The organism is Pseudoalteromonas sp. OF5H-5, assembly GCF_021530695.1.
Taxonomy (GTDB): domain Bacteria; phylum Pseudomonadota; class Gammaproteobacteria; order Enterobacterales; family Alteromonadaceae; genus Pseudoalteromonas.
In genome coordinates, this window is the sequence record NZ_JAKGBF010000021.1 from 50,782 (window position 1) to 69,115 (window position 18,334).

The 18,334-nt window shown below is 42.8% G+C and carries 12 protein-coding genes; 5 read left to right on the forward strand and 7 right to left on the reverse strand.

Annotated elements, in window-relative coordinates; translation table 11 throughout:
• Positions 1-20: 20 nt before the first annotated feature.
• A complete protein-coding gene (ubiD, locus tag L1271_RS21845) occupies positions 21-1,493 on the reverse strand; it encodes a 4-hydroxy-3-polyprenylbenzoate decarboxylase (protein WP_174170991.1) in 1,473 nt (490 codons plus the stop codon).
• Between the two features lie 316 nt (positions 1,494-1,809).
• On the opposite strand from ubiD, the gene L1271_RS21850 reads away from it, so the two are divergent.
• Positions 1,810-4,422, forward strand: coding sequence for a sensor domain-containing protein (locus L1271_RS21850; protein WP_102055840.1), 2,613 nt, complete (start codon positions 1,810-1,812; stop codon positions 4,420-4,422).
• Here L1271_RS21850 and L1271_RS21855 read toward each other — a convergent pair.
• Both L1271_RS21855 and L1271_RS21860 read right to left on the reverse strand, forming a co-directional pair.
• Positions 4,419-5,189 (reverse strand): tetratricopeptide repeat protein, encoded by a 771-nt coding sequence (locus L1271_RS21855; protein ID WP_102055841.1) that lies wholly within the window; start codon positions 5,187-5,189, stop codon positions 4,419-4,421. The two genes, L1271_RS21850 and L1271_RS21855, sit on opposite strands and share 4 nt — an antisense overlap.
• Positions 5,190-5,278: 89 nt before the next feature.
• Positions 5,279-6,673, reverse strand: coding sequence for a M20/M25/M40 family metallo-hydrolase (locus L1271_RS21860; protein ID WP_235368801.1), 1,395 nt, complete (start codon positions 6,671-6,673; stop codon positions 5,279-5,281).
• Between the two features lie 191 nt (positions 6,674-6,864).
• Between L1271_RS21860 and dbpA the strand changes: the two genes are divergently transcribed.
• Positions 6,865-8,247 carry an ATP-dependent RNA helicase DbpA gene (gene dbpA / locus L1271_RS21865; RefSeq protein ID WP_235368802.1) on the forward strand — a complete coding sequence of 461 codons (1,383 nt, stop codon included), beginning with the start codon at positions 6,865-6,867 and terminating at the stop codon, positions 8,245-8,247.
• On the opposite strand, the gene L1271_RS21870 is transcribed toward dbpA, so the two are convergent.
• Positions 8,236-8,820: a DNA-J related domain-containing protein gene (locus L1271_RS21870; protein ID WP_010604244.1), complete on the reverse strand. Its 585-nt coding sequence runs from the start codon at positions 8,818-8,820 to the stop codon at positions 8,236-8,238. The genes dbpA and L1271_RS21870 overlap by 12 nt on opposite strands.
• A gap of 155 nt (positions 8,821-8,975) precedes the next feature.
• Between L1271_RS21870 and L1271_RS21875 the strand changes: the two genes are divergently transcribed.
• Positions 8,976-11,723 carry a response regulator gene (locus tag L1271_RS21875; RefSeq protein WP_235368803.1) on the forward strand — a complete coding sequence of 916 codons (2,748 nt, stop codon included), beginning with the start codon at positions 8,976-8,978 and terminating at the stop codon, positions 11,721-11,723.
• Here the strand turns inward: L1271_RS21875 and L1271_RS21880 are convergent.
• The 3 genes from L1271_RS21880 to trxA all read right to left on the reverse strand — a co-directional run bounded on the left by L1271_RS21880 (position 11,720) and on the right by trxA (position 14,912).
• On the reverse strand, positions 11,720-12,982 hold the full coding sequence (locus tag L1271_RS21880) for a methyl-accepting chemotaxis protein (protein WP_102055845.1): 1,263 nt from the start codon (positions 12,980-12,982) through the stop codon (positions 11,720-11,722). The two genes, L1271_RS21875 and L1271_RS21880, sit on opposite strands and share 4 nt — an antisense overlap.
• 138 nt (positions 12,983-13,120) lie before the next feature.
• On the reverse strand, positions 13,121-14,380 hold the full coding sequence (gene rho / locus L1271_RS21885; RefSeq protein WP_010604247.1) for a transcription termination factor Rho: 1,260 nt from the start codon (positions 14,378-14,380) through the stop codon (positions 13,121-13,123).
• 205 nt (positions 14,381-14,585) lie between these two features.
• Positions 14,586-14,912: a thioredoxin TrxA gene (trxA, locus tag L1271_RS21890; protein ID WP_010378172.1), complete on the reverse strand. Its 327-nt coding sequence runs from the start codon at positions 14,910-14,912 to the stop codon at positions 14,586-14,588.
• Between the two features lie 91 nt (positions 14,913-15,003).
• Between trxA and rhlB the strand changes: the two genes are divergently transcribed.
• Both rhlB and gppA read left to right on the forward strand, forming a co-directional pair.
• Complete coding sequence (gene rhlB / locus L1271_RS21895) at positions 15,004-16,284, forward strand: ATP-dependent RNA helicase RhlB (protein WP_010604249.1); 1,281 nt, start codon at positions 15,004-15,006, stop codon at positions 16,282-16,284.
• 52 nt (positions 16,285-16,336) lie between these two features.
• Positions 16,337-17,845, forward strand: a complete 1,509-nt coding sequence (gene gppA, locus L1271_RS21900) for a guanosine-5'-triphosphate,3'-diphosphate diphosphatase (RefSeq protein ID WP_102055846.1) — start codon at positions 16,337-16,339, stop codon at positions 17,843-17,845.
• The last annotated feature ends 489 nt before the right edge of the window (positions 17,846-18,334 follow it).

Sequence of the window (18,334 nt, forward strand, 5' to 3'; positions counted from 1 at the left end):
ACAATGTTAGATGATATATGTCATTTGATGGTGATCCCTAGGGTATCCCAAATTTCGTCAACGCGTTGTTTAACCTTGGGATCCATAACGATAGGCTCGCCCCATTCACGGTCGGTCTCACCCGGCCACTTGTTGGTTGCGTCCATACCCATTTTAGAACCAAGTCCGGACACAGGGGAAGCAAAATCGAGATAATCAATAGGCGTGCTTTCAACTAAGGTGGTGTCTCTTGCGGGATCCATACGTGTTGTTATCGCCCAAATCACATCATTCCAGTCGCGAGCATTTACATCATCATCACAAACAATGACAAACTTGGTGTACATAAATTGTCTAAGGAAAGACCATACGCCCATCATCACGCGTTTAGCATGACCCGGATACTGCTTTTTCATGGTGACGACCGCCATGCGGTATGAGCAGCCTTCTGGTGGAAGGTAAAAATCGACGATTTCCGGAAATTGCTTTTGTAAAATCGGCACGAATACTTCGTTGAGCGCAACACCAAGAATAGCTGGCTCATCAGGCGGGCGGCCCGTATAAGTGCTGTGATAAATAGGATCTTTGCGATGTGTCATATGAGTGACAGTCATTACAGGGAAGTCGTCAACTTCATTGTAGTAGCCGGTGTGATCGCCATATGGGCCTTCTGGCGCGAGCTCGCCCGGTTGAATATATCCTTCTAAGACGATTTCGGCACTCGCTGGTACTTGCAGTTCGTTTGAAATTGATTTAACAACCTGCGTCTTACTACCACGCAGTAGACCTGCAAATGCGTATTCGCTTAGCGTATCTGGAACTGGGGTTACCGCACCTAAAATCGTCGCGGGATCAGCGCCAAGTGCAACAGATACCGGATACGGTTCGCCGGGGTGCTCTTTGCACCACTCCTGAAAATCAAGCGCACCGCCACGATGTGATAGCCAGCGCATAATAATTTTGTTTTTACCCAATAGCTGTTGACGATAAATCCCTAGGTTCTGACGCTTTTTATAAGGACCTTTGGTTACCGTTAACCCCCATGTAATTAAAGGTGCGGCATCACCTGGCCAGCAATGTTGAATAGGTAGTTTAGTGAGATCAACCTCATTATCGCTCAGTACAACTTCCTGACATGGGGCTTTTTTCACTTCTTTGGCTGGCATATTCAACACTTGTTTGAATACCGGTAGCTGGCCAATGGCTTCTTTAATTCCCTTCGGTGGATCGGGTTCTTTTAAAAAAGCGAGTAACTTGCCGACTTCTCTTAGTTCACTGACATCGCTTTGTCCCATCCCCATTGCGACGCGCTTTGGTGTGCCAAATAGGTTAGCCAGTACCGGAATGTCATAACCAACAGGGTTTTCAAATAGGATAGCGGGTCCACCTGCTCGCAGCGTTCGGTCTGCAATTTCAGTCATTTCTAGTTTGGTGGAAATGGGCTGCTTGACGCGAACAAGTTCTCCTTGTTTTTCAAGCTGGGCTATAAAATCTCGTAAGTCTTGGTATTTCATCGGCGCACTGTGAGTTGAGTTTGGCCTAGTATATCAACTAGGCATATTTTTCCTAGCTGTACGGATGGGATGGTGAAAAGGTTTAGTGACTCACTTTTGCGTCTACACTATTGCGAAATAGACTACACTTTCAGAGCGTATCGGCTTGTCAGTACGCCGGAGCAAGTGTATAAATTGTTATAAAAAGATGTGTGTGTTGAGTTGTTTTGATATGAAACAAGCAAAAATCGACTTTCGATGTAGCTCACATACCCTTTGCGCTATAGTCGCCGCGGTTGCATAAAACGATATCCTGAGGGGTCTGAGTTTGAAGTTGATGTCAAAATTGCTCGGGGGGCTGCTGTTGCTGTTTTGTATTTCAGCACCAGCTAACGAGTTACCATATTATACTTTTTCTAATCATAGCGCGGTGATGTTGATCATCGAGCCCACGTCTGGAAAAATTTTGGATGCCAATAAGACTGCTGCCGCATTCTATGGTTATAGCGAGGCGGTACTAGAATCAAAAGTCATTCAAGATATCAACTTATTTACCGCCGAGCAGGTTGCCAATGAGCGTCAAGCGGCATTAAATGAAGGCCGCAATTATTTTATCTTCCAACATCAAACTGCAGACGGTAGTACTAAAACAGTGAGTGTTCACTCAACGCCGTTTGAAGATAGCGATGGTAAACCAAGGTTACTTTCTATCATTCAAGATATGAGTGAGCAGCGTAAGCTACAGCAAGATCTTTGGCATTACCAAGCCAATCTTGAACAACAGGTCATGCTGCAGACTGAAAAAATCAAGCAAGCCAATATGGTACAGGTCATTTTGTTAACTGCGGTAATTGCTGTGCTTATTCTATCGATGGCGGTATTGATGACCGTTTTGGTCAGGCTAAGGCGCTCCAATCAGCGAGCACAAGACCAAGGTGCGAAGCTCAGTGCCATTTTTGATGGTATTAAAGCATATCTGGTGTTTACGGATGAAACTCATCACATTGAAGCTGCTAATGGCTCAGTGTTAAAGGATTTTGATAGTTTAGAAGCGTTAAAATCAAAATCTATTTATACCTTATTTGATGTGCTTGATAGTGAAAAGCTGCTAACGGAAGGAACGCTTGAGTGCCAACTTGATGCGCGTTTTGGTTATCGCAATGTGCGGGTTTCTTGTGCCCCGGTGGTAAGTGAAACACAAGCAAAACTGGGTTTTATCTATGTTATTCAAGATATTACGGAAGAGCTTGAGAACGAAAGAGAACAGCGCTTGGCAAGTACGGTATTTTCGACAACCTCTGAAGGTGTGTTGGTCTCCGACAAACATAATCAAATCCAAATGGTAAATCGTGCATTTAGCGAAATTACAGGCTTTGGCATGGATGAAGTGATAGGGGAGACTCCATCAATCCTGAACTCTGGACGTCACGATGAGCGCTTTTTCAACGCGTTATATGATGACTTGGTTAACAAAGGCCATTGGGAGGGAGAGATTTGGAACAAGCGCAAAAATGGTGAAATTTATCCGAGTTGGCTGCAAGTATCTGCAGTATTTAACGATGCTCGGGAAATTGATATGTATGTTGCGTTATTCAGTGATATTACCTCGAGAAAACGTAACGAACAGTTGATGTGGCAGCAAGCCAACTTTGATAGTTTGACAGGTCTTGCAAACCGCCATCATTATCACGTTAAATTTGATTTAGCGTTAAAACGAGCAGCTCAGCTAGAAGAGCGCTTTGCAATTTGTTTTATCGATCTTGACCGCTTTAAAGCAGTGAATGACACGCTTGGACATCATATTGGTGATCTACTACTCAAAGAAGCTGCAAACCGTATTAATGAGTGCGTGCGCAGTTCTGATACCGTTGCAAGATTAGGTGGGGATGAGTTCGCGTTATTGCTACAAGATATAAGTTCTATCAGTGATTTAGAGCAGGTTGCGACTAAGATTTTACGTGCTCTAGCCAACCCTTTTCATTTGGAAGGGCACGAAGCTTATGTATCCGGTAGTATGGGGATCACGCTTTACCCAGATGACGGCACCGATCGAAAAATCTTGCTACGTAATGCCGATAGTGCAATGTATAAAGCGAAGGAGCATGGTCGCGACTGTTTTCAATTCTATACTTCAGCGATGCATCAACATGCCAAAGCGCGTAGCGTGTTAGAAAGTGCCTTGCACAAAGCGCTGTCTAATCGAGAATTATCACTGGTGTACCAACCTATTTTTTCACAGCTTGGTAGAGGCGACCTCGTTGGCTGCGAGGTGTTGTTAAGATGGAAAAGTGAGTTGCTAGGCCATGTTTCTCCAGAGCAATTTATTCCCGTTTGCGAAGAACTAGGGCTTATCTTACCCATTGGAGAATGGGTGCTGTATCACGCTTGTTCTCAAGTTAAAGCTTGGCAAGACAACTACGGTAGACCCTTATTTATTGCAGTTAACGTTTCTAGTATCCAGTTTAAACGCCAAGATATGGTTGCATTAGTAAGAAAAGTACTTAAAGACACCAGACTAGAAGCTAAATATCTGACATTGGAAATCACAGAGTCAGTACTAGTTGAAAACTCAGACAAAATATTGTCACAATTAAAAGCATTAAGAGAAATCGGTGTAGAACTGGCGATTGACGACTTCGGTACTGGATATTCGTCGTTGAGTTATCTCAAGCGCTTCCCGCTTTCTAAATTGAAAATTGATAGAACCTTTATTCGTGATTTACCTGAAGATGAAGAAGATAAAGCGCTCGTCAGTGCGATTATATTGATGGCGCATAAATTGAACTTAAGGGTCATTGCAGAAGGGGTTGAAACCCCCGCACAATGCATGTTTTTAAAGAATTTACTGTGTGATATGACACAAGGCTATTTTCATTCTAAACCGGTGGCACAACAAGAGTTTGAAGCAAACGTTTTGACTGTGCAGTATCACAAGCAAAGTCACAGTTAACAGGGGTGGTCTTGGCATAACTTAGCCAGAGCTGTCTGTGCTTTATGATTACCTTGCTCTGCGGCAAGTTTAAGCCAGTGGATCGCTTTTTTAATGTCTTTTGCACCGCCTTCACCGTCGCGAAGCATTGTCCCATAGTTATATTGTGCCCAAGGGTTGCCGGTTTTAGCTGCTGCTGCAAATCCCGTTTTTGCTTCTTCAAAGTTTCCTTGGCTGTAAGCGTGAATTGCTTCTTGGTTCTGTGCAGAGATCTTAGGTCCATTATATAGTGGCTTCGGCTTTTTAAATCTTTGTCTAACAACGCCGCCGAGTACATGGATCCCTACAGGCCTGTATACGGAGACTATGGTTTCATCGTCAAGTAAGTCTAATAGATTGTCTTTTTCTAGCGTCAGCCTTTGTGGCTTAAAATAATGATCGGTCATTAGCATGCTGACACGGATATCTCGGGTGATGTTACGCATTGTTCGATAAGTGTAGGCACTTTCCTTCACTTCAATGTTGTCATCTGTCAGCTCAGTAATTTGTAATATCTGAAAAGCAGGATCATAAACTTGCCCAGTGTTTTTGCCAGCGTCAAAAATAATCAGGTCATCGATTTGTGGGGATGCTAAGTATGTTTGATAACTAGCGATTTGTTGTTGATGCTGGTTATAAAAGTAAAATGCAATAGTGACCACAATTAGTGCCGACACGGCAACTTTATATTTACTGATGAAGTTGAATATTGTGTCGTAAAAGGAAAAAAATACGCTTTTGATTTCCATATTCTATTAGTTAGTTAGGTGTGGGTATGTCTAAGGTAGGCAACTTGAGTGTAGGGGACAAGTGTACTTGTCCCCATAAGTGTAAGATTTTATTTCCCTGCCATTTTCGTTTTGGCATCGGCTGCCATTAAGGCAAATACGGCGTATGCCGCGGTATTTTGCTTTAGTTTTTCTGGATCGACTTTATCAAGCGTGTCATCAGCTGTGTGGTGATAATCAAAATAATCGGTTCCATCTTGGTGTAAAGCGAAGATTGGCGCTGATGTAGCATTTTTCAGCGGAATTAAGTCAGGACCACCATGTGCGCTATTCTTGCCAATATAAGTAACGCCAAGTGGCGCCAATTGTTTTGCAATCTCACGCACAACCGGTAAGGAAGCGGCATTTACGTTTGATTCAAACGCATACACTACATCTGCACCAAAATCGGACTCGGATGCGGCTACGATGCGGTCTAATTCTGCCTGATGCTTTTTAAAATAAGCTTTTGCTCCCCAAAGACCGAGTTCTTCTGCTGCAAATAGGACTACGCGGACACTACGTTTAGGGCGTTTTACATCGGCAATATGCTTAGCTGCCGCCATCGTTAATGCAACACCAGCACCATCATCGAGTGCACCAGTACCCAGATCCCAAGAGTCTAAGTGACCACCAATCAAGACATATTGCTCTGGAAACTCAGTACCCGAGAATTCACCGATGACGTTATAACTGGTTCCTTCACCTAAGTCCTCAGTTTGAATATTTAGCGCGACTTTAACTGCATGACCAGAGTTGATAAGGCGTGCTAGCTGATCCGCATCTGGGTTCGCAACTGCAGTGGACGGGATCTTTGTCACTCCCGCTTTATAGTGACTGCCGCCAGTGTGCGCGAAGCGGTGGTGGCTGGTGCTGACTGAGCGCATCATATAGGCGATAGCGCCTTTTTTAGCCGCTTCTACGGCGCCGCTATTACGAGCTCTTACTGCCGGTCCATAGCCATTACCATCAATATCGCGGTTCATGCGGTAATTAATAAAAGCTATTTTACCTTTTAAGCTGTTGTCTGGCGCAGCAATCAGCTCATCGAGAGTTTCAAACAACACTACTTCGCCACTTAAGCCATCTTTTGGTGTACTGACACTGTTACCGAGCGCTGTAAGGTGTAGCGGTTGTTCGCTCGGTATCAGGATTTTTGCAGACTCATGGTAGCGGCGCCATTCAGGAAAGGTCGCTTCCTCAAGCCAGACTTTGTCAAAGCCCAGTTGCTCAAATTGTTTCTGTGCCCAAGCTACCGCTTTTTTATCATTTTCGGTACCTGGTAAGCGTGGGCCTACTTCTGTGGTGAGGGATTCTAGTAGTTGCCAACTTAGGTTGCTGTGGCTTGCGGCTTCTCTAACTTGTTTAACTTGTTCTAATTGTTGTGTAGTAAATTCTTCGGCTTGCAGTGCTGTACTCAAACCTGCGCTTAATAAACCAAATGCCAATAGTGATTTAAACTTCATGATAATCCTTGGTAAAAATGGAGTTACCGAGAGATTAAAGCATAAATTGTGATGTAAGTCCGTGTATTGCGATGAGGATAATTCATCCACAATCTAGGGGCGCTTTATCTTGGAATAATAGAGTAAAGCGGTTAGCGAATTTACACATTTGGTATAAAATACGCGATTAAGATAGCGAATAGGAAAGCACTGTGTCGATCACTTCATTTTCTCAATTACCTCTAAACCAAGCGCTTGCTCAGCGCCTTGTAGATCTTAACTACATGGTGCCAACAGCAGTACAGTCTGTGAGTTTAACGCCGGCGCTGACTGGACGAGATTTAGTCGTGAAAGGGAAAACCGGATCTGGTAAAACACTGGTGTTTTCACTTGCGCTGCTGAATAAGTTGCAGCCCGAGTGCAATGAGGTTCAGGCTTTGGTGTTATGTCCAACGAGAGAGTTGGCTGATCAAGTCGCACAAGAGATCAGAAAAATTGCGGCTTTAATTGGTAACGTCAAAGTGCAAACACTCTGCGGAGGAACGCCAATTGAACCTCAAACACGGGCGTTGCAACACGGTGCGCATATTGTTGTTGGTACACCTGGTCGAGTTGAAGAGCATGTCTTTAATGGCTCACTCATGCTAACTGAAACGCAGACTGTGGTATTCGACGAAGCTGATCAGATGCTGGATATGGGCTTTACTGAAACGCTAGAAAGCATTTTAGTGTATGTCCCTGAAGTTCGACAAACACTAATGTTTAGTGCGACTTACCCAGATAAGATCATGAAACTGGCGAAGCAATATATGCGTGAGCCAGAGTTTGTTGAAGCACAAGAAGAACAAGCACACCACAGCATTAAGCAAACCTTTTATAAGTTAGACAACAATAAAATGCGCTTTAACGCGCTGAGAGTGCTGTTAATGCAGCACCAGCCGCAAAGCTGTATCGTTTTTTGTAATACCAAAGCTGAGACTAAGCGACTATTCGAAGAATTACGCCAAACCGGACTTGCTTGTGTCGAGTTACATGGCGATTTAGATCAAGGTGAGCGTGAGTGGTCATTGCTCACCTTTGCTAATAAGAGTGCCAATATTTTGGTTGCCACTGACGTGGCCGCTCGAGGGCTCGACGTTGAGGAAGTTGAGCTTGTGGTTAACTATCATTTGGCGCTTGAGCCACAGACGCATATTCACCGTGTTGGTCGTACGGGCCGGGGTGAGCACAAAGGTATCGCAGTATCTCTTTATGGAGAAAAAGAAGCCTTCAAAATAAAACAGTTGGCGGAAATATATGGTCAAGAGCTAAAACATGGCACGTTGCCGGGCCATTCACTGCTCGAAAAACCAGCCTATAAGTCGAATATGGTGACCCTCATGATTGAAGGTGGAAAGCAACAAAAGCTTCGCAAAGGAGATATCGTCGGCAGCTTGACAGGTGAAGAGGGCATTAACTTTAAACAAATTGGTAAAATCAATATATATGATGTACAAACCTTCGTAGCTGTAAAACGCGAGGCAGTTAAGCCTGCACTACGAAAGCTTAACAATAGCAAAATTAAAAATAAGCGCTATAAAGCCCTACGTGCTTAAGGTCTGCTTAAGTATCTCATACTCGTTCATTAAGCGTTTGAAAGTCTCCTCATCACCTGATTTATCTGGGTGATGAGTCAGGGCCAGTTTTCTCCAACATTGACTTAACATCCTGCGATCATATCCGTTAGGCAGTCGCCAGCGTGTTTTAATCGCGTTTAATTCGTCAGCCTTGATATTAATTCGCTGGCGAGCGCCATTGAATGCAAAGCGCTGCCAAAAGTTATCCAACAGAGCACTCACTTCTTCACTGCTGGTTTCATAGTGTTGCCAATCTAAATAGTAGCTTCTGAGCGGATCATCTAATGCTAATTGATGTTCACCTAGTCGTGGAGCTAGATAAACATTGAGCGCTTCAACATGCAGGTATTGACCCTCAGCGAATACTTCTTGCTGAAGTTGGTACAGGGCATTCATGATCAGAAAGTTGCGCTTGAAGAGATTTTTATTTTCATCTTCATCAAGGCGAGGTAGTTGCTGTTGTTCCATCAGAGCGGCGGCAATAGTGTGTACTTTTAAAGATTGATTTTGACAAATTAATTTAAAAATAACATCTGTAAGCGGATTGAACATTGTCGCCTCTTTAGTCTTGGTGTATCTTCACACTACCACGCAGACTAAATGATAAGCAATGGAGAGCAACAATGAATTTATCGAGGCTACTAAAGCCCAGATCTGTGTTTGCGTGTTGTTTTTATCTCTCTACTACTTTTCATGCGGAATATGCAGTGAGTAATACTTCACTCACTGAACGCATTACGGAAATGAAGCTGATTACGAATTGGCAACAAAAACAAATTCTAGGCAAGGAACTTCTCGCTGAGAAAAAGCTCGGAAAAGAGAAAAAAGTGGACATTTTGTTTAGCCTTGGTAAGTCTGCTTATAGTCACAATCAGTTTAAAGATGCACTAGCTTTTCTTAGCCAGCTAGAATTAATCACCCAGTCAGAGCCCTTAACTGACAACCACTTTACTGCTGTTAAGCTACAAGGGATCTGTAATTTCTATCTCGGTCAATACCAACAGGCAATAGAGTTTTACTCTCGTGCTTTAGCGCTGGCTGAACAGCGTAATATCCCTATTGAAATGGCTAACTTACACAGCAACCTAGGGTTGGCCTACTTTAAAAACTTTACTTTAGATCTTGCACTACAAAACTATTTAAAAGCGGACGAGCTCTATCAGGAGTTTGGCAATGCTCAAGATCACGCTGACATTCTACTCAATATTTCAGGGGTTTATATTCGTCAAGCTGCCTACGATAAAGCGGAGGAGATGTTACATACCGCGCTTAAAGCTTTTAATGAATTGGGTGATGAATATGGTGTCGCGCTTGCTCATGCAGATCTTGGAGTCCTGTATACGGAAACGAAAAAGCCTGAATTGGCTAAAGCTTCTTATCAGGCCGCCATTACGTATTATGAAGCTCAAAATGATGTTCGCCATTTATCGTACGAATACGTTAACCTCGCACTTCTTAGCTATTCCTTAGATCAGCTTGACGTTGCTGAAAAAGAGGCGAATTTTGCACTTTATTACGCTGAAAAGGCTCAAAACCCCGCTAATGTTATGGAGGCGCAATATACATTAGCACAAATATTTTTTGCACAAGGCAGACTTGTAGAAGCCTTAGCGAATGCTGAGCAAAGTTTAGCTGCCAGCCGATTGATGCACGAGCAGAAGAAGGAGCGAATGTCGCTACGTTTACTAGCGCTAATTGAGGCTGCTCAAGGTAATATACAACAAGCTAGAGAATATGACTCGCAAAATCTGGAAGCGCAAAAGCGCTTAATGAATGATGACGTGCTTAAGCGAATCAATGATTATCGTGCTAAGTATGAAGCGAGTGAGCTTTCTCGAGAAGTTGAAGTGCTCAAGCAAGAGCAAAAATTACAGCTACTGAAAGAAGAGCAGCGCAGCCAGTTACAATTGTTGGGTGTTATCATTGCACTATTAACCTTACTGACAACTTTCGCACTTTACCGACGTAAGATTGAGCAAAGAGCAAAACTGGAGCTAAGTCAAAAAGTCGCACTCAGAACATCTGAGCTTCAGCAAAAAGCGGATGAGTTAAAAGCGGCAAATCAAGTGAAAAGTCAATTTCTAGCAAACATGAGCCATGAAATCAGAACGCCACTTACTACGGTGCTGGGACATGCAGAAGACTTGTTGGTCGAACAAGATTTAAATGCTCAGGCACAAGCTTCAGTCAGAACTATCTATAATCAAGGGTTACACTTACGAGATCTCGTCAATGATATTCTTGACCTAAGTCGAATCGAAGCTGAGCGCTTAGAGCTTGAATCAACAGAGTTTTCGGTAAGCAGCTTACTTGCGGACTTATGCGATATGTTTCAACAAAATATCCAGAGTAAGCAATTAGAGTTTATCGTTTGTGACCAGGTCAGGGCTAACGCTTACGTGCGTTTAGATTACATTCGAGTAAAACAAATACTAATAAACTTGCTAAGTAATGCCCTAAAGTTTACCGAAAAAGGCCGTATTGAATTAGAAGTATCTGAAACGCACCATGGCTTACAGTTTGTGGTGAAGGACACAGGTATTGGCATGACTGAGCAGCAGATAGGCCGAATTTTTGATAATTTCCAACAAGCTGACAACAGCATAACAAGGCGCTTTGGTGGCTCTGGGCTCGGATTAAGTTTGTCGAGCCAGCTTGCGCATATGATGAATGGTGAAATAAAAGTTCAAAGCATTATTGATAAAGGCAGTATCTTCTCTTTTCATGTACCTTGTACTGTGTATCTCAATGTCGCGGCCACTGAAGCGCAAGAACCTCAGCTAAAGCAACCTTTGTTATCAGGTACTGTGTTGGTTGTAGAGGATCACCCTGAAAACCGCCAATTATTCTCTCGTATGATCGAGCGGACGGGGGCGACGGTCATTGTAGCCGAAAATGGTGCTCGAGCGGTTGAACAGTGTCTTAGTGACTTTCCTGATTTGGTGCTTATGGACATTCAAATGCCAAGAATGGATGGTGTCGAAGCATTAAGGATTATTCGTTCTGCTGGCTATTCTGGGCCGATATACGCGCTAACCGCTAATGTACTGATGGAAGAAGTCAAATCATATATTGATTCTGGATTCAATGGACATATTGGCAAGCCGATTAATAAAAATGAATTGCTGGGAGTTCTGAATACGCATTTGAACTTTGAGCATGGCAAAGCATATGAGCTTAATATCGATTTATCGGACTTAAGAGATAGCTTCGCAAGTACTTTTGAACAAGAGCGTTATTTACTAATTGATGCTTGGCAAAATAAAGAGCTGCTCACACTACAGGCTATTTGCCATAAGTTGGCGGGGGCGGCATCTATGTTTGAATTTCCCGAACTGGCAAGTATAGCCATAGAATTTGAAAAAGTGTTAAAGCAAGGAAATGAAGATCAGTTTCAGTCTTTGTTCTTAGCGATGTGCGATCAGCTAAAATCTAAAGAGTCTTTAGCGTCCTAAAATAGTTCTATATCATCAGCATTCCCCACATTTGAGTTTTCAGGTTGCTCAATATTACTGATTGATACCCGTGAACTGTCTTTTCTGGTGTCTAGTTCCGGGGTGTAATCTGAAATCTTAAACATGGATAACTTGGAATGAATACTTTGCGATAGTGCTATGAGGTCACGATTGGAGACAGCCTGTATTCTTGTACTTGAAAGTGCATCTGAATTCAGGTGCACCATTGACTCTATGCTCTCTTGAGCTTCGTCAGAGGCTTGCTTCTGTTCTCCAACTTGTCGATGAATATCGTGAGACATTTGGTTGATAGAGAGCATCGCGTTTTCTATTTCATCAACCTCTTTTGTAGAGGCTTCGCTTAATTTTACCGTGTTATCTGTTTCCTCTAGTGCTGCTTGCATGAGTGCGTAAACAGAATCTGTACCGGATTGAATTTTTCTGATAACCAGACTTACTTCTTTTGTAGATTGGCTTGTTCTTGCCGCTAAATTACGAACTTCATCAGCAACGACGGCAAAGCCTCTGCCTAGCTCGCCAGCTCGTGCTGCTTCAATCGCAGCGTTTAGCGCAAGTAAATTGGTCTGCTCTGCAATAGCATTAATAACTTCAAGCACTGAGCTAATTTCGTTGCTGTCTGTTTTGAGCAACTCTATTTGTTCATTGGTTTTTTTGATGTTATCTGCAAGAGTTAGCAGGCTTTCTTGGCTTTTGTCAGTATCTAATCTGGTCTGCTTCACTGCCGTTGTAGCGTTTTCTACAGATGCGTAGATCTGCTCTAAGCTAGTATCTAAACGCGCGGAAATCTCTAACATAGACTGTATCGAGGTGGCTAAGTATTCTCCGTGAGTATGTTGTAGCGTCGCTTTTTGCGTCATGGATGCGTAGGTATCTCTTAAACTATCTGCCATTGGGTGAAGTCGAGAAGAAGATGCGTATACTTCACTAATTATATGTTCTATAACGGCGAAGCAATCATTCATTAGTAGGCAGGACTTAGAAATATTTTTATCTTGTTCGTTAAAGCGATACGTTAGGTCGACACCATTGTCGTTGATAAAGTTGCGAACGAGATGTTCCATATGCTTTTCAGCGGAAGAGGTTTTCTTAAAGCATAAAAGCTGGAAGAGCGCCCCCAGTGCTAGAGCTCCGAGAGCAACAGCTATTTTGGCTGTATCAGAAGATAGCAAGGTGATTGCGAGTGTTACCGAAGCCAGATTAAACAATGTGACAGCGGCAATAATACGACTCGGCTTCATTCTATATCCCTAGGTTCATTATTCAAACTTGGTTTAAATTCACTAGGTAAGGTATAGAACAAAAACAGGTAGTTGGCGAACCTGAAACGCAAAAAGCCAGCATAAGCTGGCTTTTCAATAATTAGACTCAGAGTCTACTTACTTACGACGCATTGAGTCGAAAAACTCATCGTTTGTTTTGCTCATGGAAAGCTTATCAATAAGGAATTCCATGGCATCGATCTCACTCATTTCATGCACAATCTTGCGCAAGATCCACATCTTTTGAAGCTCATCAGTCTTCGTTAGTAGTTCTTCACGACGAGTACCAGAGCGGTTGAAGTCGATAGCTGGGAATACACGTTTTTCCGCAATCTTACGGTTTAGGTGTAGTTCCATGTTACCCGTACCTTTAAACTCTTCGTAGATAACTTCATCCATCTTAGAGCCGGTATCGATAAGTGCCGTTGCGATGATGGTTAAGCTTCCGCCTTCCTCAACATTACGTGCAGCACCAAAGAAGCGCTTAGGTTTGTGAAGTGCATTGGCATCAACACCACCAGTTAATACTTTACCTGAGGAAGGAATAACCGTGTTGTATGCTCGAGCAAGACGTGTGATTGAGTCAAGTAGAATAATAACATCCTTCTTATGCTCAACTAAGCGCTTTGCTTTTTCGATTACCATTTCTGCTACTTGAACGTGGCGGTTGGCAGGTTCGTCAAACGTAGAAGCAATTACTTCACCTTGAACAAGACGCTGCATCTCAGTTACTTCTTCCGGACGTTCATCGATTAGTAGTACCATCAATGTTGCATCTGGGTTGTTGTATGTGATGGACTGAGCAATGTTTTGAAGCAACATTGTCTTACCCGCTTTTGGTGGTGCAACGATAAGTGCACGCTGACCTTTACCAATTGGAGAAGCAAGGTCTAATACTCGAGCGGTAATATCTTCTGTACTACCGTTACCTCGCTCCATTACCATACGCTCATTAGCATGAATAGGCGTTAGGTTTTCGAATAGGATTTTGGTACGAGAGTTTTCAGGCTTATCGAAGTTAACTTCATTAACTTTCAATAATGCAAAGTATCTTTCGCCATCTTTTGGTGGTCTGATTAAACCACTGATGGTATCACCGGTACGCAGGCTGAAACGTCTAATCTGGCTCGGAGAAACATAAATATCATCAGGGCCAGCTAGGTAAGATGCTTCTGAAGAACGTAAAAAGCCGAAGCCATCTTGTAAAATTTCTAAAACACCGCCGCCGTATATATTCTCGCCGCTTTTCGCGTGCGCTTTCAAAATAGCAAAGATAATATCTTGTTTTCTTAAACGAGCTACGTTTTCAAGTCCCATGGACTCAGCAAGTTTTACAAGTTCATTGATTGACTTGTCTTTTAATTCGCGTAAATGCATATTGGTGGGTTCTTTATTACAGTTGTCATTCTCGTTAGTTTCACGAGAGAGGTTGATTTGATAAAGCTTAAAGGTTTGTGGCTTTATAAGTTAGCAGCTAGGCGTCAGGTCGTCCAGTGTTTATACAAATTTTATTCTATTAAAAATGATATAGATCAGGTCTACAACTGCGGCAGTGATGCCGCAGAGTATGTAACAGCCTGAATTACAGGTTGTTTTCTAGGAACTCAACAAGTTGAGTCTTAGATAGAGCACCAACTTTGGTTGCTGCTACTGCACCATCTTTAAACAGTAATAGTGTTGGAATACCACGGATACCGTACTTAGGTGGAGTTCCTGCGTTTTGGTCAATATTCAGTTTGCCGATCGCAACGCGGTCACCGTGTGATTCTGCAACTTCATCAAGGATAGGCGCAATCATCTTACAAGGGCCACACCATTCTGCCCAGAAATCTACTAGTACAGGCTTGTCAGATTTGATTACGTCAGCTTCAAAGCTGTCATCAGTTAGTTGGATAATTTTGTCGCTCATTACGCTCTCCGTTAGAATTAGGCGAAATATTTAATGCGTATTTAAACACTCTTGTTTCTTATTGCAAGTTTAAACGTTATGCTTTATTGCTATGACTAAGACACATTTGACCAATAAAACATTCAACGACTTTGCTTTAGCGCCGGAAGTGGTCGCCGGTTTACAGGAAAATGGCTTCGAATTTTGTACGCCAATCCAAGCAAAGTGTATACCTTACATCTGTGAAGGCCGCGATATCGCGGGTCAGGCACAAACTGGTACGGGCAAAACCCTTGCGTTTTTGACCGCGACCTGTCATCGCCTATTGCAGACTAAAAAGGATAAAAAAACGCAACCTCGTGCAATTATTATGGCACCGACTCGAGAGTTGGCTATCCAAATACATAAGGACGCGCAAGTCATTGCGCCACGTTGTGATCTTAAGCTTGCCCTTGTATATGGTGGCGAAGATTACGAAAAACAACGGGCTCAACTGGAAAAAGGTGCGGATATACTAATCGGAACGACTGGGCGTTTAATCGATTTTTATAAGCAGGGTGCTTATAACCTCAATGATATCGAAGTGGTTGTGCTAGATGAAGCAGACCGAATGTTTGATTTAGGTTTTATCAAAGACATTCGTTATTTGTTCAATCGCATGCCAGGTCGTGAAGAGCGATTAAATCTATTATTCTCTGCAACACTGTCATACAGAGTGCAAGAGTTAGCATTCGAACACATGACCAATCCTATTCATGTGCAAATTGAGCCAGATGTTAAAACGGGCAAGCGTATTCAAGAAGAGCTATTTCACCCGTCAACAGAGGACAAAATACCTTTACTGCTGACTTTGATTGAGGAAGAGTGGCCAGAGAAGGCAATCATTTTTGCTAATACTAAGCACAGCTGCGAAAACGTATATGCATGGCTGAAAGCGGATGGTCACCGTGCTGGTTTGCTTACTGGCGATGTGAACCAAAAGAAACGCCAATCAATATTAGCGCAGTTTACGCGTGGTGATGTTGACTTGCTGGTTGCGACTGATGTTGCAGCACGTGGTTTACATATTCCTGAAGTAAGTCATGTGTTCAACTTTGACTTGCCGGATGACAGAGAAGACTACGTTCACCGCATTGGTCGTACGGGTCGAGCTGGTGCATCTGGACATGCGATTAGTTTCGCGTGCGAGCAATATGCCTACAATTTACATGAGATAGAAGAATACATAGAACATGCAATTCCTGTTTCTCATTATGATAAAACAGCACTATTAACTGACTTGCGTGCGCCTCAAGTAAATAAACGTCGTCATTCAGGCCATGGTAATAGTGGTAACAAGCAACGTGGTGGCGGTCGCCGAACTGGTGGCTATAGAAAACCACAATCCAAATAAACTTGGATAGTAAAGTAGTAAGCGCTTAATGCGATTTGTTGAGGTTTGAAAAGTGGCAAAGACTGCTTCGAAGGAAGATATTTACGCTGTAATAGACTTAGGTTCTAACAGCTTTCATATGTTGATAGCGAAACATATGGCAGGCGGTATTCACACAATCGGCCGTGTGAAAAGGAAGGTGCGGCTGGCATCTGGGCTTAATGACCAAAATGAATTGTCGCTTGAGGCGATGCAAAGAGGATGGGAATGCCTTGCTTTGTTTGCTGAGCGCTTACAAGATATCCCCAAGCAAAATGTCAGTATTGTAGCGACTGCGACATTGCGTTTGGCTATTAACGCTCACACATTTATCGAAAAAGCGGAGCAGATCCTTAATCATCAGGTAAATGTGATCAGTGGAGAAGTGGAAGCTAAAACGATTTATAAAGGTGTCGCTCACACATCCGCCTGTCAAGGTAAGCAACTCGTTATTGATATTGGCGGCGCGAGTACCGAAGTTGTGATCGGAAAAGGCTTTGATGCCTTACTGTATAAAAGTTTAAATATGGGTTGTGTGACTTATCTTGATAGATATTTCAGCGATGGCCTATTAAGTCTGAAAAACTTTGACGCTGCAGAGCTGGCTGCAAAACAGGTTATTCAGCCTATTCAAGCCAAATATAAAAAGCTTGGCTGGGAGTTAGCCATTGGTGCGTCAGGTACTGTTCAAGCCATTCAGGAAATTTTCGCTGCGATGGGCGAGAATGAACAACTGACTCTGAGCAAGTTGGAAGAAGTAAAGCTTAAAGCAATTGAATGTGAAACGGTGGCTGCGCTAACTTTACCTGGGCTAATTGAAGAACGCCGCTTAGTCTTTGTATCGGGCCTTGCAATTTTGATTGCACTATTCAAGTCATTGGATATTCAATCTATGGGTCTTGCCGGTGGCGCACTTCGTGAGGGTGTACTTTATAGTATGATCCCTGATTTTCAGGCTGTCGATATCTGTCAGCGCACATTGGATGGTTTCACTCAGCGTTATCATGTTGATATCGAGCAGGCGCTGCGAGTATACGAAGTGGTGTCTGATATTATCGCCCAAGTTTCATCAAGCTGGGGTCTCGATGAACAAGCGAGTCTTCACTTGGCAAAGGCAATCGCATCTCTTCATGAAGTAGGCTTGCTGATTGACTATAAACAGTACCATAGACACAGCGGCTATATATTGGCGAATACTTCAATGCCTGGATATAGCAAAGCGCAAAAAGATATTATCGTTGCTATCGTTAAAAATCATAGAGCTGACCTTGTTGCCAAAGATTTTGATCGATTAGGTTGTCACTTTGGATACGCTAAGTTGTTATGCGTCGTAGTTCGACTTGGTGTTTTGTTATCTATGCGTAGAAAAGACGATGTTCTACCTAAAGTAACAGTGCAAGCCAACAATAAAGAGAATAAGTCCCTGACTATGCAAATGCCCAATCCTTGGCTATCCCTTCATCCGTTGATGTTAGCGGAGCTCATTCAAGAAGCAGCTTACCTATCAAAATTCGGTTGGGAATTAAAAATAGAGCGCATTTAGCGCTCTTTTTGTTTGTAAAACATGCAAAAACAACTGTCTTAGAGTGATTTCTATCCAAACGATCTGTTTTTCGCAATTTTCTTTAAAAAAAGGGTTGCACTAAAATTGGAACGCCCTATAATGCGACCCCACTGACACGGGGCGCTACGCTGAAAAGCAAAGCAGCAACGGGTTAGCGTCAAATAAAACTTAAGTTCGAAACTTCTTCTCAAGAAATTCAAAATTAAGTGTTGACAAAAAAATGGGAATGCTTAGAATGCACATCCCTCGAAACAACGAAATGTTTCGAAATGTTCTTTAAAAATATGAAGCAATCATCTGTGTGGGCACTCGTACAGATTGAGTTCTAACAGCAGATTCTGGTTCGCTAGATGACGCAAACAAATTTAGAGTCTCAATTGTAACTGAGTGACTATATAGTCAATTCGTTTTGATTTTACTTTTTTGAAAAGTAGAAACAAACAATCAGAATTCAATGAGCACGAAGCT

Coding starts and splice junctions, on each gene's coding strand:
- L1271_RS21850 (WP_102055840.1), top strand. CDS start 1,810: ATGTCAAAATTGCTCGGGGGGCTGCTGTTGCTGTTTTGTATTTCAGCA.
- rhlB (WP_010604249.1), top strand. CDS start 15,004: ATGACTAAGACACATTTGACCAATAAAACATTCAACGACTTTGCTTTA.
- rho (WP_010604247.1), bottom strand. CDS start 14,380: ATGCATTTACGCGAATTAAAAGACAAGTCAATCAATGAACTTGTAAAA.
- L1271_RS21870 (WP_010604244.1), bottom strand. CDS start 8,820: ATGTTCAATCCGCTTACAGATGTTATTTTTAAATTAATTTGTCAAAAT.
- ubiD (WP_174170991.1), bottom strand. CDS start 1,493: ATGAAATACCAAGACTTACGAGATTTTATAGCCCAGCTTGAAAAACAA.
- L1271_RS21855 (WP_102055841.1), bottom strand. CDS start 5,189: ATGGAAATCAAAAGCGTATTTTTTTCCTTTTACGACACAATATTCAAC.
- trxA (WP_010378172.1), bottom strand. CDS start 14,912: ATGAGCGACAAAATTATCCAACTAACTGATGACAGCTTTGAAGCTGAC.
- L1271_RS21860 (WP_235368801.1), bottom strand. CDS start 6,673: ATGAAGTTTAAATCACTATTGGCATTTGGTTTATTAAGCGCAGGTTTG.
- L1271_RS21880 (WP_102055845.1), bottom strand. CDS start 12,982: ATGAAGCCGAGTCGTATTATTGCCGCTGTCACATTGTTTAATCTGGCT.